At 30.9% G+C, this 23,500-nt stretch carries 23 protein-coding genes; 7 read left to right on the top strand and 16 right to left on the bottom strand.

From position 1 onward, the window contains the following. Positions 1–99: 99 nt before the first annotated feature. On the top strand, positions 100–927 hold the full coding sequence (gene lgt / locus Q4586_RS10050) for a prolipoprotein diacylglyceryl transferase (protein WP_303528776.1): 828 nt from the start codon (positions 100–102) through the stop codon (positions 925–927). Positions 928–981: 54 nt separating this feature from the next. On the opposite strand, the gene Q4586_RS10045 is transcribed toward lgt, so the two are convergent. Further along, positions 982–1,455 carry a nucleoside deaminase gene (locus Q4586_RS10045; RefSeq protein WP_068705113.1) on the bottom strand — a complete coding sequence of 158 codons (474 nt, stop codon included), beginning with the start codon at positions 1,453–1,455 and terminating at the stop codon, positions 982–984. A 195-nt stretch (positions 1,456–1,650) separates the two neighbouring features. Between Q4586_RS10045 and Q4586_RS10040 the strand changes: the two genes are divergently transcribed. After that, a complete protein-coding gene (locus tag Q4586_RS10040) occupies positions 1,651–3,150 on the top strand; it encodes a hypothetical protein (RefSeq protein WP_303528773.1) in 1,500 nt (499 codons plus the stop codon). Between the two features lie 255 nt (positions 3,151–3,405). Here Q4586_RS10040 and lipA read toward each other — a convergent pair whose 3' ends face one another. The 4 genes from lipA to Q4586_RS10020 form a co-directional block, all read right to left on the bottom strand. Further along, a complete protein-coding gene (gene lipA / locus Q4586_RS10035; protein ID WP_303528770.1) occupies positions 3,406–4,275 on the bottom strand; it encodes a lipoyl synthase in 870 nt (289 codons plus the stop codon). A 40-nt stretch (positions 4,276–4,315) separates the two neighbouring features. Further along, positions 4,316–5,536: an Nramp family divalent metal transporter gene (locus Q4586_RS10030; protein ID WP_303528768.1), complete on the bottom strand. Its 1,221-nt coding sequence runs from the start codon at positions 5,534–5,536 to the stop codon at positions 4,316–4,318. 90 nt (positions 5,537–5,626) lie between these two features. Then, the gene (locus tag Q4586_RS10025; protein ID WP_068705121.1) at positions 5,627–6,190 is read right to left on the bottom strand and encodes an RNA polymerase sigma factor; all 564 of its coding nucleotides are present in this window, start codon (positions 6,188–6,190) and stop codon (positions 5,627–5,629) included. A 139-nt stretch (positions 6,191–6,329) separates the two neighbouring features. Beyond that, a complete protein-coding gene (locus Q4586_RS10020; RefSeq protein ID WP_068705123.1) occupies positions 6,330–6,536 on the bottom strand; it encodes a membrane or secreted protein in 207 nt (68 codons plus the stop codon). A gap of 129 nt (positions 6,537–6,665) precedes the next feature. On the opposite strand from Q4586_RS10020, the gene aqpZ reads away from it, so the two are divergent. After that, positions 6,666–7,349, top strand: coding sequence for an aquaporin Z (gene aqpZ, locus Q4586_RS10015; protein WP_303528764.1), 684 nt, complete (start codon positions 6,666–6,668; stop codon positions 7,347–7,349). 56 nt (positions 7,350–7,405) lie between these two features. Here aqpZ and thrC read toward each other — a convergent pair whose 3' ends face one another. The 11 genes from thrC to Q4586_RS09960 form a co-directional block, all read right to left on the bottom strand. Continuing rightward, positions 7,406–8,692, bottom strand: a complete 1,287-nt coding sequence (thrC, locus tag Q4586_RS10010; RefSeq protein WP_303528762.1) for a threonine synthase — start codon at positions 8,690–8,692, stop codon at positions 7,406–7,408. A gap of 40 nt (positions 8,693–8,732) precedes the next feature. Next, positions 8,733–9,665, bottom strand: a complete 933-nt coding sequence (locus tag Q4586_RS10005) for a homoserine kinase (RefSeq protein ID WP_303528760.1) — start codon at positions 9,663–9,665, stop codon at positions 8,733–8,735. A 17-nt stretch (positions 9,666–9,682) separates the two neighbouring features. Next, positions 9,683–12,124 (bottom strand): bifunctional aspartate kinase/homoserine dehydrogenase I, encoded by a 2,442-nt coding sequence (thrA, locus tag Q4586_RS10000; protein WP_303528758.1) that lies wholly within the window; start codon positions 12,122–12,124, stop codon positions 9,683–9,685. 315 nt (positions 12,125–12,439) lie between these two features. Continuing rightward, on the bottom strand, positions 12,440–12,826 hold the full coding sequence (locus tag Q4586_RS09995) for a YchJ family protein (RefSeq protein ID WP_303528756.1): 387 nt from the start codon (positions 12,824–12,826) through the stop codon (positions 12,440–12,442). A gap of 11 nt (positions 12,827–12,837) precedes the next feature. After that, a complete protein-coding gene (locus tag Q4586_RS09990; protein WP_303528754.1) occupies positions 12,838–13,194 on the bottom strand; it encodes a hypothetical protein in 357 nt (118 codons plus the stop codon). Between the two features lie 66 nt (positions 13,195–13,260). Continuing rightward, positions 13,261–14,481 carry a sulfate reduction electron transfer complex DsrMKJOP subunit DsrP gene (dsrP, locus tag Q4586_RS09985; protein ID WP_303528751.1) on the bottom strand — a complete coding sequence of 407 codons (1,221 nt, stop codon included), beginning with the start codon at positions 14,479–14,481 and terminating at the stop codon, positions 13,261–13,263. A gap of 151 nt (positions 14,482–14,632) precedes the next feature. After that, positions 14,633–15,760, bottom strand: a complete 1,128-nt coding sequence (locus Q4586_RS09980; RefSeq protein WP_068705203.1) for a 4Fe-4S dicluster domain-containing protein — start codon at positions 15,758–15,760, stop codon at positions 14,633–14,635. A 59-nt stretch (positions 15,761–15,819) separates the two neighbouring features. Next, positions 15,820–16,449: a cytochrome c3 family protein gene (locus tag Q4586_RS09975; protein ID WP_303528748.1), complete on the bottom strand. Its 630-nt coding sequence runs from the start codon at positions 16,447–16,449 to the stop codon at positions 15,820–15,822. Then, positions 16,446–17,129, bottom strand: coding sequence for a nitrate reductase cytochrome c-type subunit (locus tag Q4586_RS09970; RefSeq protein ID WP_303528746.1), 684 nt, complete (start codon positions 17,127–17,129; stop codon positions 16,446–16,448). Before Q4586_RS09970 ends, Q4586_RS09975 begins: the two co-directional genes overlap by 4 nt. Positions 17,130–17,132: 3 nt before the next feature. Further along, entirely contained in the window at positions 17,133–19,457 is a 2,325-nt protein-coding gene (locus Q4586_RS09965) for a molybdopterin-dependent oxidoreductase (protein ID WP_303528743.1), read from the bottom strand. 7 nt (positions 19,458–19,464) lie between these two features. After that, positions 19,465–19,701 (bottom strand): hypothetical protein, encoded by a 237-nt coding sequence (locus Q4586_RS09960; protein ID WP_303528742.1) that lies wholly within the window; start codon positions 19,699–19,701, stop codon positions 19,465–19,467. A 258-nt stretch (positions 19,702–19,959) separates the two neighbouring features. Here Q4586_RS09960 and Q4586_RS09955 point away from each other — a divergent pair, with 258 nt between their 5' ends. The 4 genes from Q4586_RS09955 (at position 19,960) to nosZ (ending at position 23,487) form a co-directional block, all read left to right on the top strand. After that, entirely contained in the window at positions 19,960–20,301 is a 342-nt protein-coding gene (locus tag Q4586_RS09955; protein ID WP_303528741.1) for a winged helix-turn-helix domain-containing protein, read from the top strand. A gap of 93 nt (positions 20,302–20,394) precedes the next feature. Next, complete coding sequence (locus Q4586_RS09950; protein ID WP_303528739.1) at positions 20,395–20,967, top strand: fasciclin domain-containing protein; 573 nt, start codon at positions 20,395–20,397, stop codon at positions 20,965–20,967. 33 nt (positions 20,968–21,000) lie between these two features. After that, complete coding sequence (locus tag Q4586_RS09945; protein WP_303528737.1) at positions 21,001–21,507, top strand: c-type cytochrome; 507 nt, start codon at positions 21,001–21,003, stop codon at positions 21,505–21,507. A gap of 18 nt (positions 21,508–21,525) precedes the next feature. Continuing rightward, a complete protein-coding gene (gene nosZ, locus Q4586_RS09940; RefSeq protein ID WP_068705218.1) occupies positions 21,526–23,487 on the top strand; it encodes a Sec-dependent nitrous-oxide reductase in 1,962 nt (653 codons plus the stop codon). The last annotated feature ends 13 nt before the right edge of the window (positions 23,488–23,500 follow it).

The following is a 23,500-nucleotide window of genomic DNA, read 5'->3' as shown; positions in this document are numbered from 1 at the left end:
TTTTGTTGAAAAAAGAAACGTAGTTTGCAAGAGGTTTTAGTAAGAAAGAATTAATAAATAGGTATCGACTACGCTCGACCTGACATATAATAAGAATAAATGAATTTTTTATCTATAGTATGGGATTTAGATCCTGAAATCTTAAAAATTGGTAGTTTAGGTATTCGTTGGTACAGTTTAATGTTTGTAGCAGCCTTTGTATTAGGGCTTCGTTTAATGAATAAAATCTATATAAACGATAAAATTCCTGTAGAAAAATTAGATCCATTATTTATGTATGTATTTGTTTCTATGTTAGTAGGAATGCGTTTAGGAGATGTATTTTTTTATAGTTGGGATTATTACCAAAACCATTTATTAGAAATTATTTTACCGATGAAAAAATTAGCAGATGGTTCGTGGAAATTTACAGGGTTTACAGGTTTTGCAAGTCATGGAGCAGCCATTGGTATTCCAATAGCTTTATATTTTTATGCAAAAAAACATTTACAGAAACCTTGGTTGTTTATTTTAGATAGATTAGGGATTATGGTTGCCTTAGGAGGTTTTTTTATCCGTTTAGGTAACTTTTTTAACTCTGAAATTTACGGAAAACCAACAGGAAACAGTTTTGGTGTTATCTTTAAAAGAGCAGGAGAAACACTTCCGAGTCATCCAACACAATTATATGAAGCATTTAGTTATTTAGCATTATTTTTTGCATTGTGGCATTTTTATTGGAAAACAGATAAGAAGAATCAATTAGGGTTTTTATTCGGATTGTTTATGGTGGTTTTATGGTCGTTACGTTTCTTTATAGAGTTTTTAAAGAAGGCACAAGTAGACGGACGAGAAGATTGGGTGTTTAACTCACTAAACACCGGGCAAGTATTAAGTATACCATTGGTTTTAATCGGTTTTTGGTTGATGTTTAGAAAAACAAAATAAGCATGATATTAGAAACAAAAAAACTCCAAGTTTAAACTTGGAGTTTTTTTATTACTAGTACTCTATTTTATCTTGCTTTTCGCTCCATTTTTCAAATGGTTCTAAGGCGATTTTTCGACCTATTTGTTCAAATGGAATGCTACGTTTTTCATAAGGTAACGGAATTTCTTTGTAAATAAATTCGTCATCAAAACCAATATTAGCAGCATCTTGTTGGTTACTTCCGTAGTATACTTTATCTGGTCTCGCCCAATAAATTGCACCTAAGCACATAGGGCAAGGTTCACATGAAGTATATATAATGCATCCGTCTAATTGAAAAGAACCTAAGTTTTTACACGCATCTCTAATAGCGGTAACTTCAGCATGCGCTGTAGGGTCGTTTGTAGAAGTTACTTTATTATTACCGTGACCAACAATTTTACCATTTTTTACAACGATACATCCAAAAGGACCACCTTCATTGTTACTCATTCCTTTTAAAGCTGCTTTTACAGCTTCGCTCATATATTCTTCGTGTGTATTCATTTTTTGTTTTTTATAAAAAAAGGACTGCAAAACTAAGTGATTTGTTTTGTTTAATAGATTAATTTTTTAAAATTATTTTTTTGATATACGTTAATGTTGATATATAGTAGCTTATACCTTTAATTACTAGCCTCATGACATTTTTTTTAATTAATGTAACTATATTTTACAAATTTGTTATAAAACTAATCAATTATGAAATTATCATTTAAACTAGCTTTAGGATTGCTACTTGCATTGAGTACAATATTTTTAAATTCTTGTAAAGAGAATAAAAAAAAGCCAGTAAAAGTACAAACCGAAGTAGCTTATAATAAATTAGAAATTGAAAGCTTGTGTCAAAGTAATTGGTTTCCGCATTCTCAAACACCTGCACCTGATGAAGGAAAAGGAAGTCCGTTTGATACAATTAGTACTACCAATGCTATTTTTCATCAATGGTCATGGCAAAAGTTTTTATGGGTAACAAAACCTGAATATCAAATAGAAAAATTGTTTGTAAAATTAGAGGGAAAGGATATTCCATTGTATGTTGGACAAACTTTACCTTTATTTTTAAACCCCAAAAAAATGTATCAAGTAAATGCTCATCTAGAAAGTATAACATCTGTACCTGGAGCATCTGTCGTTTTAGAAGATACAGCACAAGCTGGTTCTTCAGGTATTTTAAAAACTAACCCAGCATATAATTCTGTTAATAATAAAGAAGAGACAGTATTTTACTCAATTCATGTTTCTCCGATATTAAAAAACGCAGCTAAAAAATTTAAAGACGCTATTTTAAATGGTTCATTAGCTAAAAACAATCTATCTTCCTTTCCTGTTGGATCTTTAGAATTAAAAGTCTCATGGACTTCAATTGATGCTATTCCAGCAAACAAACGTGCCAATTATTTTACAACCGTAGGAGCCGTAAATGATGGAAAAGGTAACTTTATTAATACAGAAGTAGCTTTATTAGGTATGCATGTTGTAGGAGTGGTAGAAAATCATCCTGAGTTTATTTGGGCAACTTTTGAACAAGATGATTTAGCTCCAAATTATGATAGGAAAAAAAATGTAGCAATTTCGTCTACAGATAAGTTATTATTTGCAAAAGATAAAACTACAGGAATTAATGGAATTACTTGGGATACAGCATCTTTATCAGCAAAAGAGAAATATAAAGCATATGATTTGTTTCAATACGGTGTGCCAAGAGATAGTGTAGGTAACTTTATGAAAACCTGCCAACAAGAACCTATTAATTTTGAAAATATAAAAAATATAAATGCTTGCGTAAAAAAACATTTAAAAGATGTATGGAATAATTATTTTTATAATGGTTCTATTTGGATAGATACTGATAAATTAAATACAGAGCAACAAGCAAAGTTATTAGTTGACTTGGGTAGTTCAGTAGGAGACGCTACTGTAGATTCATCAGCAAGAGGTTCTTTAAATAACGCTAATGTAACTATGGAAACTTATACACAAACATTTAAGAGTTCTATTGAAGACATAAAAGTAGATAACTTAGCAAACTGTTTTAGTTGTCATAACGCGGTTAGTTATACGGGTAATAAATCACCAATTTATTTAAGTCATGCTTTTAATTCTTATATTAAAAGAGCGGAAGGAAAAACATTTGATGAGGTAGAAATGTTAAAAGCAAAACAAGAAGTAAAAGAATTTATGAAAAATAGCTTAAAATAATTTTTTTTTAGATTGATTTTACACTGTTAAAGAAAAGTGTAAAAATTCAAAATCCCACTCATATGAGTGGGATTTTGTTTATCAACTAATTCAAATAATTTACACAATGAAAACAGTTTACAAGGCTCTTTTCATTATACTTTACTAACAAAGTACGGTGCAAATTTAGAAATAAAACTTTGTAAATTGTTTGATTTTTAGATATTTGACATTTTTTTAACGTTAAATAGTTAAAATGTTAAGGAATCATTAAAACTAACGTGCATGTTTGTGTGCTTTGTATGATGAACGTACTAAGGCACCACTTTCAACGTACATAAAGCCCATTTCAAGTCCTAAAGTTTCATATTTTTTAAATTGCTCAGGAGTTATAAACTCTTTTACAGGCAAATGTTTTTTACTAGGTTGTAAATATTGCCCAATTGTAATAACATCTAGGCCAACGTTACGTAAATCTTTCATTGTTTGAATTACTTCTTCTTCCTTTTCACCCAAACCTAGCATAATTCCCGATTTAGTACGCATTCCGTTTTCTTTTAAATATTTTAACACGCCTAAACTTCTATCATATTTGGCTTGTATACGAACTTCACGAGTTAAACGACGAACCGTTTCCATATTATGAGAAACTACTTCAGGAGCAACTTTAATAATTCGATCAATTAATTTTTCGTTTCCTTGAAAATCAGGAATTAAAGTTTCTAAAGTTGTGTTTGGATTAGCCCTACGAACTGCGTTTACAGTTTCTGCCCAAATAATAGAACCACCATCTTTTAAATCGTCTCTATCTACCGAGGTTAATACAGCATGCTTAATGCTCATTAATTTAATAGAACGAGCTACTTTTTCAGGTTCATCCCATTCTACAGTTTCTGGTCTTCCAGTTTTTACTCCACAAAAACCACATGAACGTGTACAAACATTACCTAAAATCATAAAAGTAGCAGTGCCTTCTCCCCAACATTCGCCCATATTAGGACAGCTACCACTGGTACAAATCGTATTTAATTTATATTTGTCTACTAACCCTCTTAATTCTGTATATTTTTTACCAACGGGTAATTTTACACGTAACCATTTTGGTTTTTTTACTCTTTTTGGTAGTACTACTGATTCGTTTGCCATTTTAATAAAAAATTGAAAAGCAAATTTACGAAGAAAACTGTTATAAATTAACTAAAAACCATAGACTAAATCCGATTAAAAAAAGAATACCTACAATACTTAAAATACGCAAGGGTAATTTGGGTTGATTTTTTTTAGGTGTATGCTTACTTGTAATTAAAATGTAGTTTACAATGGCATAAAAAGGAGCTGTTAAAAAAGATAAAACAGTAGCTATTTTTACTAAAAAGCCCATATCTGCTAAAAAATATTTTAAAATAATAAAGGTACCAATGGCTAATAAGAGTATCCAAAACCAATAGTTTAACTTTATTTTTTTATTGAAAACTAAATTAGTAGTTATCGACATGGCTCTTGGTGAGGCATCTAAGGTGGTTAAAGTAGTACTAAACATCGTTGTAAAGGCTGCAATACCTATAAATAAATAAGAAAAATCACCTAAATTTTTTGTATATAAATTAAGTAATTGCGAAGTAAATACGGTTCCTTTTGATGAAAAAGATTCTCCCGATTGAAACATTACCAATGCGCCAAGTATAACAAAACAAACGCCTAAAAATAAAGTACCTATATAACCAACATTAAAATCAAAAATTGCATATTTTGGTTTAATTTGTTCAAAGGTGGTTTTACTTTTTTCAACAGACCATATCGAGTGCCAAATAGAAATATCTAAAGGTGCGGGCATCCATCCTAAAAAAGCAATTAAAAATGTAATTTGAGCAGTTCCGCTTGGTACTATTTGTTGAAAACTAAATCCTCTTTTCGTGCTAAATAAAGCAATGCTTACTGCTATTATTGTGCTTATAGTTAATATAATAATGATATATTTCATTAAATTATCAAGCAATTTATATTTACCAATACTTAAAATAATGATACTTATAATAAGGATTGTTAATGACCAAGTTACCAAATCATTTGTGACACCAAATATAGTAGCAGCTATACTAGCGGTTACAATTGTTAAGGTAGCCTGAAAGGTAAACATTGTAATAAAATTTATAATGTAATAGCTAGTTAATACACCTTTGCCAAGTTTTTTATAACCATCTAATAAAGTTTCACCGGTCGCTGCAGCATAACGAGGACCGTATTGAAAAAAAGGATATTTAAAAATGTTAACAATTAATAAAGCCCATAATAAACCAAAACCAAAATCGGCACCAGCTCTTGTAGATTGTACTAAATGAGAAACACCTATTGCCGCACCAGCAAATAACAATCCAGGACCCAGTATTTTTGAAAGGGGTTTTTTCATAAAAGAGGATAAAAAAAGTTAAACTATAATTTAAAAATATTCAAAAATTGTATTGTTTTTCGAATATCTAAAATTTAAAACCTTGGTAAGTTAAGATTTCTTTATTATTTCAGCTAATAATTTTTTAGCCCTCAGTAATTTAACTTTAACATTATTAATAGGTTCATTTAGTTTTTCAGAGATTTCTTTATAACTTAATTCTTGAAAAAAACGCAAATTAATAACTTCTTGGTATTTTGGCTTTAGCTTTTTTATATCTTTTAATAACTTGGCTAAATTTTGCTCAGTGATAAGTTTGTCTTCAGGAGAAGGGGAGTTGTCGATAACTTTAAAAGCGGCTTCTTCTTGCTCTTTGGTAGTATCAATTAAGATAGAATTTTTTTTCTTCCGAAGAAAATCAATATATACATTTTTAGAAATGGTAATTAACCATGTTTTAAACTGATACACTTCATTAAAGGTATCAATTTTATCAAAAGCTTTTGAAAAAGTTCTAATTGTAATATCTTCAGCTTCATTATCATTTTTAATTTTTGATAGTTGATAATGATATACACTTGCCCAAAAAGTATCTAACAAAAAATTAAAAGAAACTTGATTCCCTTTTTTAGCTAGTTGAATGTGTTTGTGTACTTTTTCGTTATTTATATCCAAGATATGTATTTAGAAGTTGTATTGATAAATATACTGATTTTAGAATACTTTGTATGTATATAAGTAAATGATGATTATAAAAAAATATTTAACAGCCATAAATTTAACAAGTTTGCAAAAATTATGGCTGTTAAAAAGATTAATTGTTGTGTTGTGAATCTTCACAGGTATCAAACTGATCTGGTGTTTTACCACAAAAACCGCAAGCTTCACCACTTTCATTTAACATTGGGTTTTGACTAGCACAAGTACCGGCAAACTCTCCGTCTTTTTTTGCCCAAATTTTTATAGCAATTCCAGCAAATGCAAATGCTAATAATCCAATGGTAAGAAAAACTAATTTCATGTTTTTAAATTTTGTAGTGCAAAGATACAAATTACCTTATTTATAAATATAATATTTACGAATTTATAGCGTGACCTTTTTACTTTTTTAGGGTCATAAATAAGTACTAGAATATTAAAAAAATTACAGATGAAAAAGTATTTAGCAGAATTATTTGGAACATTTTGGCTTGTTTTTGGAGGATGTGGTAGCGCTATTTTTGCTGCAGGATTTCCTAATTTAGGCATTGGATTTGTAGGAGTTGCCTTAGCTTTTGGTTTAACTGTTTTAACAATGGCTTATGCCGTAGGACATATTTCAGGAGGTCATTTTAATCCTGCAGTTTCCTTAGGATTATGGGCAGGTGGTAAGTTTTCAGCTAAAGAATTAATACCTTACATCATATCTCAATTAATAGGAGCAATTTTTGGTGCAGGAGCTTTATATTTAATAATTTCAGGTAAATCTGATTTTGAATCAATTGGAAGCTTTGCCGCTAACGGTTACGGAAAATTATCGCCAGATGGTTATAGTATTTCAGCAGCTTTTATTACTGAATTTTTATTAACCATGTTCTTTTTGTTAATTATTTTAGGAAGTACCAATGAAAAAGCACCTAAAGGTTTTGCACCGATTGCAATTGGTTTAGGGTTAACATTAATACATTTAATTAGTATTCCGATTACCAATACTTCAGTAAATCCAGCAAGATCTATGAGTCAAGCATTATTTGCAGGAGGAGATTATTTAACTCAATCTTGGTTGTTTTGGATTGCACCAATTTCAGGAGCTATTGTAGGAGGTTTTATTCACAAAACTTTATTTGAAAAATAATAGATTATAGTATAACAAAAAAAGCCTCTAATAAAACGTTTTATTAGAGGCTTTTTTTAGGAGTTTAAAAACTGCTTTAATTCAAGGTAAGAATTAATTTTAATAGCTGTTTTTTCTTTGGTTATTACAGTTTTAATTTGTTTTGGAATAGCTAATTGAACATTTAAAGTATTTTCAACAATGTCTAAAAACTTAACAGGATGCGCAGTTTCTAAAAAGACACCTAAAAAATCTACTGTTGTTTTTTGATATTTTTTAATTCCTAAATATCCAACAGCTCCGTGAGGATCGGCAATATAATTGCTATTATTATAAATAGTTTTCATTGCTTTTCTGGTTTCATCATCAGTAAAAGAATATGATGAAAAAGCATTTTTTAGGTTATCTATATTGTTATTAAATAATTCTTGAATACGAATAAAATTACTTGGGTTACCAACATCCATGGCATTAGAAATGGTTTCTTTTGATGGTTTTGGATTATATTTACCGCTTTTTAAATAATTAGAAACCGTATCGTTTACATTCGTTGCAGCTACAAAATGTTTAATAGGCAAACCTAATTTTTGCGCCATAATACCTGCGCATATATTCCCGAAATTTCCACTTGGAACAGAAAAAACAAGGTCTTTATGTTGTTTGTAAACCTGTTTGTAGGCAAAGAAAAAGTAAAACATTTGTGGCAACCAGCGGGCGATGTTGATAGAGTTTGCAGAGGTTAATATGCGATTAATTCCATCATCTAAAAAAGCGGTTTTTACCATTTCTTGACAATCATCAAAAACACCATTTACTTCTAAAGCAGTAATGTTTTTGCCTAAAGTAGTTAGTTGTTTTTCTTGAATATTACTTACTTTTCCGCTTGGATATAAAATAACAACATCAATACCTTTAATACCTAAAAAACCATCAGCAACTGCGCCTCCAGTATCTCCAGATGTAGCTACTAATACGGTTACTTTTTTGTCATTATTTTTATTAAAATAACCTAAACATCGTGCCATAAATCGGGCACCAACATCTTTAAAAGCCATTGTAGGACCATGAAAAAGCTCTAAAGTAGTAATATTTTCTTCTATTGATACTAAAGGAAAATCGAAGGATAAAGTTTCTTCAATAATTTGTTTTAATGTGTTTTTTGGAATTTCATCACCTACAAATTGTTTGATAACTTCGTAAGCTATTTCGTTGTTTGAGTATTGATCAATATTAGCAATAAATTCTTTTGATAAAGGATTGATGTTTTCAGGAAAATACAATCCTCTATCGGGTGCTAACCCGTTAACTACGGCTTCTTGAAAACTTACGTTTGGCGATTTTTTATTAAGACTATAATAATTCATTTTAGATTTTTTTATTTCTTTTGGTAAAAGGATGCAATTTTTAATTTGTAGCTATTATTTTTATTCCCTCTTGATTTATGTTTGATGAAAATAATGTGAAATCTATATTTTTATCAGCATAAGCATTTTGTATCGCATCTTTTACTTTTACGACACTTTTATCTCCATTACATAAAGCAAAAATAGTTGGGCCAGCACCAGAAATTCCGGCACCTAAAGCACCTGCCTTGATGGCTTTATTTTTTACTAAATCAAAATGCGGAATTAAATGTTTACGAGCAGGTTCAACAATAACATCTGTTAACGAATTACTGATTAATTGGTAATCATTGGTGTATAAACCGCTTACCAATCCACCAACATTAGCCCATTGAGTAATAGCACTTTTTAAAGGAACTTTGTTGGGTAAAACATCGCGAGCATCTTTTGTTTTTACTTCAATTTGTGGGTGAATGGCAACTAATTTTAAATTATTTGGTACAGGCAATTTTATAATATCCAAAGGATCATAATTTCTAATTAACACAAATCCTCCAAAAATAGCGGCAGCTACATTATCGGCAATTGGAGTACCGCAAGCAGCTTCTTCTCCCAACATAGAAAATTTAGTTAGCTCTAATAAAGAAAAAGGACTACCTAAAAGCTTGTTTACACCAAAGGCAGCACCAGCCGAACTTGCAGCACTACTACCCAAACCACTTCCTGGAGAAAATCCTTTATGCATGGTTATTTCAATTCCAAAATTAACAGGATGTTGCTGTAACATAGCCAAAGCAACAACTCCTGCCGCATTTATAGTTGGGTCTAAACTTAATCCTTTAACCCCAGTAATTTGTGTTATTTTTACTCCTTTTTTTTCAGTTTTTGTAAAAGTCATTTCATCTCCCATATTTTCTACAGCAAAGCCCATAGAATCGAATCCGCAAGAAACGTTAGCAACAGTTGCAGGAGCAAATATTTTTATATAATTCATTTTGTTACAATTAAAAATTAATTATTACTTACTCTAATAACGTCTGCAAAAATCCCTGAAGCGGTAACATCTGCTCCCGCACCTGCACCTTTTATTAATAAAGGGTTTACAGGGTATCTATCAGTAAAAAATAACACAATATTATCGCTTCCTTCTAAATTATAGAAAGGGTGGTTTTCAGGAATATGTTGTAATCCGACTTTTGCTTTACCATCAGAAAAATCAGCAACGTACTTTAAACGACAATTTTTATTATTTGCTTCTTTGAAAAGTTGTTGGAAATTAGGTTCAAATTCAGTTAAACTTGTATAAAAATCTTCATTATTAGTAGTTTCTATGCTTTTTTCAGGTAAAAAAGCATTATTTTCAATATCAGATAACTCTAAATCATAACCGCTTTCACGGGCAAGAATTAATATTTTTCGAGCTACATCAACACCACTTAAATCAATTTTTGGGTCAGGTTCTGTGTATCCTTCATTTTGAGCTTGAGCAACAACATCGTGAAAAGTATTTGATGCATTAAAGTTATTAAAAACAAAATTTAAACTACCAGATAATACAGCTTGTATTTTTTGCACTCTATCACCAGAAGCAATCAAGTTTTTTAATGTATCAATAATAGGTAAACCTGCGCCAACATTGGTTTCAAATAAAAATGGCGCATTGTATTTTTTAGATACTTTTTTTAATGTTTTATAATTATCTAAATTAGAAGCACAAGCTATTTTATTACAGGTAACTACTGCAATGTTGTTGCGTAAATAACTTTCGTATGTTTCAGATACTTTTAAGTTGGCTGTATTGTCTATAAAAACAGCATTACGAAGGTTGTATGTTTTCGTTTTATTAAAAAAATCTTCTAAAATGGCAGGTTCTCCTTTTGCTAGTTTTTCCTTCCAACTATTCAAATTAATACCATTTTCATCAAAAGTCATTTTTTTAGAATTAGACATTCCAATTACTCGAATGTTTAATTTTAAATGTTCTTTTAAGTATTCTTTTTGCTGCTGTATTTGCGCTAAAAATCGTTCACCAACATTACCTACACCGGTAATAAATAAGTTAAGTTGTTTTATTTTTTCTTCAAAAAATTGCTCATGTAAAGTGTTTAATCCCTTTTTAGCATCTTTACTATCAATAACTGCGGATATATTTTTTTGTGAAGCACCTTGGGCAATGGCTCTAATGTTTACATTATTTTTACCTAAGGCACTAAACATTTGTCCGCTTAAACCTTGATGGTTTTTCATATTATCACCAACTAAAGCTAAAATTGAAAGTCCTTGTTCAATAATAACAGGTTTTATTTTACGACGTTCAATTTCAATTTCAAAAACAGTATTAATAGCTTTTGCAGCTTTTTCGGCATCTTCATCATAAACTCCCACACAAATTGAGTGTTCAGAAGAGGCTTGCGTGATTAAAACCACATTAATATCTTGATTAGAAAGTGTTTCAAACAAGCGTTTTGAAACTCCAGAAGCACCAATCATTCCGCTGCCTTCTATAGTTAAAAGTGTAATATCTTCGATATAGCTAATCCCTTTCACCAAATTTTTACTTTTAGCTTCTTTGGTAATTAATGTGCCAATATTTTCAGGTTCAAAAGTGTTTTTGATAACAATGGGAATTTCCTTTTCTAACACAGGTTGTATAGTAGGAGGGTAGATTACCTTTGCGCCAAAATGTGATAACTCCATAGCTTCTTGATATGAAATTTTTGGAATCGGAAATGCTTGTTTTACAATACTTGGATTGGCAGTATACATACCACTTACGTCTGTCCAAATTTGTAATTCATCAGCTTCTAAAGCAGCCGCATAAATTGCAGCTGTGTAATCAGAACCACCTCTGCCTAAGGTAGTAGTTAATTTGTTTTCTGATTTAGCTATAAACCCAGGTAAAACAACTACTTGATAGGTGTTTTGCTTAAAAAAGTCTTGACAATTTTTATTTGTAACTTCAAAATTAACTTGAGCTTTATTAAAAATAGCTGAAGTTGTAATTAACTCCCTACTATCTTTATAAGTTGCGTTTAATGTATTTTTTGCTATTTCAGAAATAATATATGAAGAAAGTAGCTCACCAAAACTACTTACCGTTGCCATTGTTTTAGGCGTAACTTCTTTTAACAAAAAACAACCTTCTAATAAGGTTTGTAATTCATTAAACAAATCATTTACTTTTTGATGTACTTTTGATTGTTGATTTTTAGCAACTAAATCATCAATAACTCGAAAATGTAATTGTTTAACTTCATTAAATGATAAAAAATAATTTTTATCATTAGCTGCGGCTTTGTTTGCTGAAGCAATTAATTTGTTTGTTGTTTTACCAAAGGCTGAAACTACAACAATTATCTTTTTATTGTTACAATTGTTAGTTATTATTTGAACTACTTTACTAATATTTGTACTGTTGGCTACCGATGAACCACCGAATTTTAAAACCTTCATTTTAAAAGGAATATGAAATAATTAATTATTGATTTTTTAAGGCTATTTATCTGTTTTCAATTTTTTGAAAAAATAAATATATACAGGATGATATGTAGTAAAATAAACCCCTAAAGGGTAATAATAATTGTAGTAGAAATAATGGTAGTGCCAACAAAAGAAGTCGTAAATTTTACGATCTCTGAAGAATTGATATTTCTTTTGTTGTTTAACATTGGATCAAATGTACACTTTTTTTTAAATAATTTTAATTTTTATTAAATTTTTATCATTAAAATAACAAAAAGAGTAATTATTGTGTAATTTTATACAGTGTTAGTTAGCATTAAGATATACCCAATGCTTATTTTCTTTACAAAAAGAGGAATTTTCATGAATTACGTCAACTTTACCGTTTTCCATAAAAAAAGCATTAAACTCAACAGTACCTTCTAAATCGGTAATTGAGCCTTTACTTGTGTTTAAAACCTCTAATTTGAGCCATTTCACAGACTTTGTCCATGATAAAATTTCTTTTTTTTCTTTATTTGAAGGACGTGTGCTAGAGTGATGACTTTCTTGTAAATAATTAATTTTAGCTAAAACAAAAGCACTGTATCTTGATCGCATTAAAGTTTCTGCGGTTAAAACAGTTTGTATGTTTTGATGTGCTTTTTCACAACAATCACTATATTTTTTTGATGGATTACAAGGGCATTGCATAGGTAAAAGTGTTAGTTTAAAAGTTGATTTTCTTTAGTTCTAAAACAGCGTTCCTCTCCTAAATATAACGGATTTCCATGTTTTTCAGACCAGAAACCTTCTAATATATCTTTCGAAATACATTTGTAAACAACCACTCCTTTATAAATATTTTTATCAGCTCCTTTGTAATTAAAATTAATAACTAAAATATTATTTTTAAAAAAACCAGTCCCTTTTTGTTCTTGTTCATTATTAATAACCCATTTAGCAATAATTCGCTTATTAGCGTCTAAAACTAAAGAAAGCACACCTTTATAAGTGTGCTTTTCTGCATCTTGATTATTACCAATAATGTTATATTTTCCTACTAAATCTTCAATTATCATTTTGTAAATAAAAACGTAAAACTACCATAAATTATAGCAATAACAAAAGAGTAGGGAAGTGTTACCTTATTTTTTCTTGTACCTCAACTTACCAATTTCAATTTGAATTGCTGTTCTTGCCAATATCGTAAAAATAAGTGCACCCATTGCCCAAATACCTAAAGTAACTCCAATTTCAATTCCTGTAGGCGTATATTCAGCTATTTTTCCGTAAGGTCCAGGAATAAATCCAGGAACGATTAAGCCGAACCCTTTTTCTATCCAAATTGCGATAAATAAAATTGTACAAGCAAAAAACAATACTTTAAAGTTATTACGAAGTTTATGAAACGTAAGTAATACAGTTGCTATAATATTTAAGGTAATAGCAGTCCAAATCCAAGGTAATAAAGCTGTTTTACCGTGCAATCCAAAAAATAAATAATAAGCACTTTCACTATGATGTGTAGGCGCATAAAACTCTTTAAACAACTCAGAAACTAACATAATTAAGTTAATTTGAGCAGCAACAGTAACTACTAAAGCTAGTTTTTTTATGGTTTTATTTTCTATTTTAAACTCGGTGTACGTTCTAATAATTGCTAAAACTAAAATAATTAAAGCAGGTCCAGCCGCAAAAGCAGATGCTAAAAAACGAGGCCCTAGTAAAGCGGTATTCCAAAAAGGTTTTGCTTGTAATCCTTGATATAAAAAGGCGGTTACTAAGTGAATTCCTACTGCCCAAAAAACAGAAAGTATGGCACCTGGTAAATACACATTTTTCTTAGATTCTTTTCCTTGATAATGCCTAAATAGTATATAAAATGGAATACTAATATTAATAAATAAGTAGCCGTTTAAGGCAATAACATCCCAAGTTAACATTGAATTTGGAAAGTTAAAAACACCTATAACAGGCATCATATGCCATAAAACAGAAGGACCTCCCATATCGGAAACCACAAAAGCTAAACACATAATTAATGCGGCAACCGCTAAACCTTCTCCAATTAATACTGCTTGTTTAAAGTCTACATCTTTTAAAACATAGGTTGGCATTACTAGCATAACTGCCGCTGCAGCCACCCCAACTAAAAAAGTAAAATTAGAAATATACAATCCCCAACTTACCCGATCTGTCATTCCGGTAACACTCAATCCGTGTTCTAATTGAATGGAGTAACAATACATACCAATTAGCATTATTAAAGTTAAAAACCCCATCCAGATATGATATCTTTTAGATCCTCGGGTAATAACATCTAAACTGTCTTTTATTAAACTTCCAAAAACTTTAAGTCTTCTCATTTTATTTTTTATTATAACGCTTCGTTTATATTTTATTTTGGGCGTTCCCTAACGGTCGGGCTTTTCGTTAAATCTTTTATTTGACAACTTTTCCGCTTCGCTCAAAGTGACAAATAAAAGGATATCACTGCAATCCCTAACGCAAAACCAATTAATCCATAAAATACCAGAACTTAGGTTCAGTACCTAAATCTTCTTTTAATCTGAATACTTTTTTATTTTCTAATACCCAACGAATGGTACTGTTAGGATCTAACAAGTTCCCGAAAATACGTGCACCAGTAGGACAAGCCTCTACACAAGCTGGATTTTTACCTGCTCTAGAACGTTGTACACAAAAAGTACATTTTTCCATCACCCCTTTTTTACGCATTCTATTTCCTAAATAATGCTGATTTTTATTTACCTCAGCTTCCGGAACCTCTGGTTTACTCCAGTTAAAACGACGACCATCGTAAGGGCAAGCTGCCATACAATATCTACAACCTACACACCAATCGTAATCAACCACTACAATTCCGTCTTCTTCTCGCCAAGTAGCTTGTACAGGACAAACTTCTACACAAGGTGGGTTATCACAATGAAAACACTGAGTTCCCATATAAAAATGTCCTTCCGCAGGAACTTCATGATAATAATTATCATCAGCTTCATTAAAATTAAACCCTTTTCCGTCTTTCATTTCATGAATACGGATGTATTCCATTTGCGAATTTCTATCTTGATTATTTTCCTCCACACAAGCACTTACACAATCCATGTATCCTTGGCACTTTGAGATATTAAAAGCGTACCCAAACAACACATCTTCTTCGGCATTTTTATTAGACATGCTAATATTTTTACCGGTACGTAATTGATAAGAGCGCACAAGTCGATCAACAGTTGCGTTTTTCTCTTTGTCATCCATCAATTTATAGTTCCCTTTAAATTGCTCTTCCCAATCTATTTGTGCTTTCTCTTTTGATTCTTCGCTAGCGGTTATACTGGTACATGACGAAGCTGCACCGGCTCCAATTAATAAACTTGCAGTTAATTTTTTAAAGGCAGATCTACGATCCATTTTTACATCAAAAACCTGATCAAAACCATCTTTATGCCTTTCATCACCAATAGCAGCATCAACTGCGGCTTCAAAAAACTCTTCGTTACTTAATTCTTCTTTTGGAGCATGAGAATTACAACCTCCAGAAGTACTTCCACAGCCACAACTTCCAGAAGACTCTTGTTTGGTTGTACTATTTAAATTCAACCTAAAATATTTTCCAATTCCACTCATATATTATATTTTCTATAAAATTGTTAGCATCAAAAAATGATGTTAAACAAATGTTAGGTTTATTGTCGTTGTTTTTCTTTTTTCGTATTAAATCGTGAAGGCCATTTGGTATCAAAACCTGGCGAATGCGGATTGTGACAGTTTACACAAGTCATCGATGCTCTTGGAGGCGCCCAACTTGCTATTTTTTTTCCGTGTGAACCACCTGTCCAATCTTTATATTGTTTTTGATGACATTGACTACATAATTTATAACTATTATTAAAGTCGATTTTATGCCCTGTTATACTTTTAAGATTATTCATACTGCTTCCATCATGGCAAGTAGTACAACTCATTGTATTGGCATCAGCATGATTTAATTTGATATTCCAGTGTGCTTTTTTTAATCCTTTACGTTGCATTTGCTGTAAAGGTTTGCTATGACATTCGGTACAAGCGTATGATTTTATTTCGCCTTTTCGTTCAGGAATAGAAAAAGTAATACCATTTTCGGTTACTTCTACTAATTTTAGATTTCCAATATATTTTTCTGATGAAATAGAAGTGCCGTTATAATGCTTGCTTTTTGCTTTAATTTTATCAGTTACACTATGATATTCTTCTTCTTTATGTTTACAAGAAGTGTTTATCAACAAAAAAGTGATACTTAAAATCCAAAAATGTTTTATGTAGTTTGTATTTATCATTGTTTTCTTATAAAATCTTTAATGGCTGTAAGTTCTTTCGTATTTGGTACATGACATTGCCTACAATTAACTCGCTCTGGATGAGAAACACGAATTTCTTTAGGAGCACTTGGTCCTGCATGACACGCCAAACAGTTTTCACGTAATTGTGTTTGATGTGGTATTACAGGTGGACTTGTAACTAAAGCGTTATTGTTACCTACTTTAGGTGCATGTACTTTTGCAAAATTACCTGCTTTAAATAAGGTTTTTGATTTTTGAGGAACATGACATTGTTTGCAATTAACCAATTCAGGGTGCGGAGTTACAGGAGTATAAGCATTAAACTTAGCTACAAAACCACCATTTTCATGACACTTTAAACAAGTATTATCACCAATATTTTGACGCTCTTCTATAGCATGTGGAATACTTGGAGGAGCACCATGATAGGCTCTATTATCATAATAATCATCTAAACTTCTTTGATGTTCAAAATCTGTTGGCATATTGGTATAATCTAAAGCATGTTCAGATCTTTTAAAAACTCCTGCCTCTGTTGGTATTATAGGTGTGTTTTTGTCGCTTTCTAGCGGAATGTAAGCATCTTCTTGTCCTTGATAATAGCTATAATTCCAAATAGTAATAAAAGCGATAAACAACACTACAAATAACGATATGATTCCTAGTCGTTTTCTCATAATCTATGCTTTTTCTATTTTAACAGCACATTTTTTGTAATCAGGTTCTTTAGAAATAGGGCAAAAAGCATCTAAAGTAACATCATTAATCATCATGTTTTCATCAAAAAACGGTACAAAAACTTGTCCTTTTGTAGGTAAACCTCTTTCATTGATAGAAGCAGGTAAAACACAAGATCCTCTCTTGGAAGTTACTTTTACATTTTCACCATTTCTGATGTGCATTTTTTTAGCATCTTCAGGATGTAATTCAACATAAGCATGTGGTACAGCTTTATGTAAAACAGGTATTCTTCTGGTCATAGAACCAGTGTGCCAATGCTCAATAACTCTACCTGTATTTAACCAAAACGGATAAGTTTCATCGGGCATTTCAGGAGCTGGTTCGTAAGGTCGTTGCCAAATAACAGCTTTACCATCTGGTTTACCATAAAAGTGAAAATCTTCTCCGTTTGTACAAGCAGGATCGTATTTTGAATTGAATCTCCATTGGGTAGATTTTCCTTCAACATAAGGCCAAATTGCACCAGATTCTTTCTTTAATACTTCTAAAGGTGCCATACCATGTTTAGCTCCTTCATGGAACTGACGATATTCGTTGTATATTTCTTCTACGTGATTTTCTTTACTGTATGGAAACAAATCACCAAATCCCATTCGTTTGGCAACTTCAATAAACATCCATGCATCTGGAGTTGCATCACCAGGAGCTTCTACCATTTTATTCCAATGTTGGGTTCTTCTTTCAGAATTACCATACAATCCAGATTTTTCGATATGCCAACTTGCAGGTAAAATAACATCAGCTACATCAGAAGTAGGTGTAGGAAATACGTCAGAAACCACTACAAAACAAGATTCTTTTTCCATCGCAGGTCGATAACGACTTGTTTTTGGTAGGGATACTAATGGGTTGGTTGCTTGTGTCCAAATAAATTTAATTTCACCTCTATCAACAGCTCTAAACATTTCGGTAGCGTGATAGGTTGGTTTAGATGGTATTTTTTCAACAGGAACTTTCCAAATTCTTGCCGCCATTTCTCTATCTTTTTTATTCATTACAACTCCATGTGGTAATTTGTGCGTAAAAGTTCCTACTTCACGAGCGGTACCACAAGCTGATGGTTGCCCTGTTAAAGAGAAAGGTCCGTTACCAGGTTGTGAAATTTTACCTGTTAATAAGTGAATGTTATACACTAAGTTATTCATCCAAGTTCCTCTGGTATGTTGGTTCATTCCCATACACCAATAAGAAACTACTTTACTATTTGGATTTCCGTAAATAGCAGCTAAATATTTAATATCTTTAACTGATACTTTAGAATATTTAGCCACTTTTTCAGGCGTATAATCTTCTAAAAAAGTTTTGTATTCTTCAAAATTTATTTTTTCAGGCTTGTCTTTAAATTTAAAATTATCTTCTAAGCCATAGCCTATATTTGTAGTTCCTTTATTAAAACTACAATGTTTTTCTACAAACGATTTATTTACCCAACCATTATTTACAATTTCATAACAAATTGCATTGGCAACAGCTAAATCAGTTTGTGGTTCAAATAAAATTGATTTATCAGATGCCATACTAGAGCGTGTTGTTCGTGTAGCAAAATCAATAATTTTGGCACCTCTACTATTTTTTTGAGATAACATTCTTGAAAATAAAACAGGATGCATTTCTGCCATATTATTACCCCAAGTAATAAAATAATCAGCATGTTCAATATCTTCATAACAACCCATTGGTTCATCTGCTCCAAAAGTTGTTAAAAACCCTGTTACAGCACTTGCCATACAAAGACGTGCATTACAATCTAAGTTATTGGTACCAATGGCTCCTTTCATTAATTTTGAAGCGATATAACCTTCGGGAATTGTAGATTGCCCTGAGGTATACATTGCAACTGAATCTTTACCATGTTTATCTATGGTAGTTTTCATTTTATCAGCTACAATATCTAAAGCATCGCTAATAGGAGTTTTTACGTACTTACCATTCTTTTTTACTAAAGCATGTGTTAATCTGTCGCTAGATTGAATACACATAGTTTGGTGGTAACCTTTAACACATAAAAGTCCTTTATTTACTGTGGAATTAGGGTCACCTTTTACAGCGATAGCTTTTCCGTTTTCTACACCAACTAAAATACCACAACCTACCCCGCAAAAACGACAAGGTCCTTTTTTCCAATCTAAATTACCTTCAGGTATTCCTGCTAATTGTTCACTTGCAAAAATAATTCCAGGAAACATGGTTGCTGCTGCTGTCATTGCTGCAGTTGCAGCCATTTTTTTAATAAAACTTCGTCTACTTGTTAAAGAGGCGCTCATATCTTATTTATTTTATAGGTGTATTAAATCCAGAAACCAAGGCTAATAACTTTAAGCTATCTAGGGTTTCTATAGTTTCTTTTAAACTTTTATCTTCTATATCATCTTTTGTTTCGGTAACAAGAACTAATACGTTTTTGTTTTCGGCAGGTATTATTTCACATCCATTAATAACAGCAAGCGCTTTTTTAAGTTCTTCCTTTTTTCCTTCATGTGGATGTGCTAAATAACTTTTTATAGGCATAGAAAATAGTTGTTTAATTGTTTTACAAATTAGAGAATTATAAGAAGAGAATTACATGATAATTATCACTATTTCAGTTCATTATATTTTTTAAAACATAACGGTTTGCTTTTATTTCCTTGTTAGATAGGGGTTTGTTAGATTTTAAAAAATGGAATAGTGAATTAATTTGTTTTGAATCTAAATAAAAAAAGATCATGATTTATATCATGTTTATTGTTTGATAGACGAAGTATTTTTGAAGAACAGTATAAGATTATGGAATATAAAATTAAAAGTAAAATTTGGATTGAAATTGATGATAAAGTGTTTTTAGGAGCAGGGAGAATAAAATTATTAAAGTCTTTAAATATCACTAAATCTTTATCAAAATCAGCTAAAGAACTAGGAATGTCTTATAAAAAAGCATGGAATTTAATTGATTCCGTTAATAAAAGTTCAAAAAAACCAATTGTAATAAAATCAGTAGGAGGAAATAGTGGAGGTGGAACAATTTTAACTCCTTACGGTATTCAAATGATTGGAGTTTATGATACAATTAATAATAATTGTTGGAAACATTTAGATAAGCAACTAATGAAACTAAAAATAATTGATTAAACAATAAAAGATAAAAATATCTTTTTATGATATTAATCATGTTTTTACATAACTAACAGTTTTAATTTTGTATATAATTTAAAAAGTCAACCGATGAAAACAAAACTTTTAATTTTAACCTTATTACTAAGTCTTACATTTTATTCATGTAAAGAAACGAAGAATGAAACCGTTAAAGAAACTTCAAATACTACTGAAAAAATTGATAAAGGGCAATCTGCAGTAATTGATAAAGATTCTGAACCAAATGCATTACAAGTAGCGGCCTCTTTAGATGATTTTAAAACACTTGTTGTAGCGGTCAAAGCAGCCGAATTAGAAAATGCTTTAGTAAACGCAGGACCATTAACTGTTTTTGCTCCCGTAAATGGTGCTTTTGATAAGTTGCCAAAAGGAACAGTAGCAGCATTATTAAAGCCTGAGAATAAAGATCAATTAGCATTTATTTTAAAAAATCATGTTGCTCCAGCAAATTATACTGTTGCTACTTTAGATAAAAATGTACGTAAAAAAAGAAAATTATATATGGCATCTGGTAAATATCTAGAAGTAACAAAAGAAGGAGATCATTTATTTGTAGGAGGAACCAAAATATTAAAATCAGTAAAAGTTAGTAATGGTTGGATACATGTTATTGGAGATGTATTAGTGCCAAGTGATAAATAAAAATTAAAGTCAATCAATAAAAATTTATTAAAAATGAAATTACAAAATGTATTCCTAGTAATGTTAATAGCATTATTTATTAGTTGTGGAGGTGGAGAAAAAAAGGATACCTCAAATAGTAAAAAACCTGCAAAAAAAGCAGCAGTAAAAAAAACTGAAACTAAAAAAACAACAACTAAAAAAGTAAAAGAAGAAGGAACAATAGATTTAAATAACAAAGGAATTGGCCCTATTAAATCAGTAGAGTTAGCAGAAACAATAGATAAAGCTATGGCAGATAAAGGAGCTAAAGTTTTTAAAAGTAAATGTTCAGCTTGTCATAGAACCAATAGAAAATTTATTGGACCAAATCCTACAGGAATTTTAAAAAGACGTTCTCCTGAATGGGTAATGAATATGATTATGAATCCTGAAGAAATGGTGAAAAATGATCCTATAGCTAAAGAGTTATTAATGAAATTTAATGGGTCGCCAATGGCAAATCAGAATTTAACTAAAGATGAAACAAGACAAGTTTTAGAATTCTTTAGAACATTATAATAATCAAAATAAAAACTTATGAAAACAAGTTATAAATTTTTAGCATTATTTTTATCAATCGCCTTTTTATTAGTAGGTTGTGGTAATAATGGAAGCAGTAGTAATAAAAGTGCTTTAAATAGCAGTAAAGCAGAAAAAGTATATGTTGCTCCAGGAGAACATGACTCACATTATGCATTTATTTCTGGAGGTTATAGCGGAAACTTAACTGTTTATGGTTTACCATCTGGTAGAATGTTTAAAGAAATTCCTGTTTTTTCTCAATTTCCAACTACAGGTTACGGATATTCTGAAGAAACAAAACCAATGTTAAATACTTCTTTCGGTCAAATACCTTGGGATGATTCTCATCACCCAGATATTTCTCAAACAAATGGAGAGTTAGATGGACGTTGGATTTTTATAAACGGTAATAACACACCACGTATTGCTAGAATTAGCCTTACAACTTTTGAAACAGAAGAAATTATAGAAGTTCCTAATAGTGCAGGAAACCATAGTTCTTCATTTATTACTGAAAATACAGAGTATGTAGTTGCAGGAACACGTTTTTCTGTTCCAGTACCACAGGTTGATATGCCTATTAAAGAATATAAAGGAAACTTTAAAGGAGCTTTATCTTTTATAAAAGTAGATAAAGAAACAGGTAGAATGGGAATTAAATTCCAAATATTAATGCCAGGGTTTAATTATGATCTTTCCCACCCTGGTAGAGATAAATCACATGGATGGTTTTTCTTTACTACTTATAATACAGAGGAAGCAAGTACTTTATTAGAGGTAAATGCATCACAAAATGATAAAGATTTTATTGCAGCTATTAACTGGAAAAAAATTGAAGAATATGTAGATAATGGTGGAGGTACTAAAATGCCAACAAACTATGCACATAATGTATATGATGAGCATACGCATACGGCAACTTCTACAATGGTAAAAGAAGTATTAACAGTAAACCCAGCAGATATTCCTGGAGCAATTTATTTTTTGCCAACTCCAAAATCGCCACATGGTTGTGATGTAGATCCAACAGGAGAGTATATTATTGGTAATGGTAAACTATCAGCAGATTTAACAATTCACTCTTTTCCAAAAATGTTAGAAGCTATCGAGAACAAGAAATTTGATGGTGAAGCTTATGGTATTCCAATTTTAAATTATGAAGATATTTTAGCAGGTTCAGTTCAATCTGGAGGATTAGGACCTTTACATACTGAGTTTGATGATAAAGGAAATGCATATACAACATTCTTTATTTCATCAGAAGTTGTAAAATGGAAATTAGGAACTTGGGAAGTAATTGATAGAAAGCCAACCTATTATTCAGTAGGTCACTTAACAATTCCTGGAGGAAATTCAAGAAAACCTTTTGGTAAGTATATGTTCGCTATGAATAAAATTACAAAAGATCGTTATTTACCAACAGGCCCAGAATTAGAACACTCTGCTCAGTTATATGATATTTCAGGAGAGAAAATGGAATTATTATTAGATTTTCCAACACACGGAGAGCCTCATTATGCTGCTGCAATACCAGCAAGTATTATAAAAGAAAAATCTAAGAAAATCTATAGATTAGATGAAAATAAGCATCCATATGCTATTACATCTCCAGCAGATGCAAAAGTAGTAAGAGAAGGGAAAGATGTACATATTTATATGTCTATGATTAGATCTCACTTTACACCAGATAATATTGAAGGTGTTAAAGTAGGAGATAAGGTGTTTTTCCATATTACAAATCACGAACAAGATTTTGATGTACCTCATGGATTTGCAATGATTGGAGCTAACAATTCTGAATTATTAATAATGCCAGGACAAACTAAAACACTTACCTGGGAGCCTAAAAAAGTAGGTATTTGGCCGTTTTATTGTACAGATTTTTGTTCAGCTTTACATCAAGAAATGCAAGGTTATATAAGAGTTTCACCTAAAAAATCAGATATCAAATTATCTTGGTCTTTAGATGATGAATAAAAGCTATAATTAA

This window comes from Tenacibaculum soleae (genome assembly GCF_030549005.1).
GTDB classification, from domain to species: domain Bacteria; phylum Bacteroidota; class Bacteroidia; order Flavobacteriales; family Flavobacteriaceae; genus Polaribacter; species Polaribacter soleae.
This window is presented reverse-complemented; position numbering and strand designations above follow the sequence as displayed.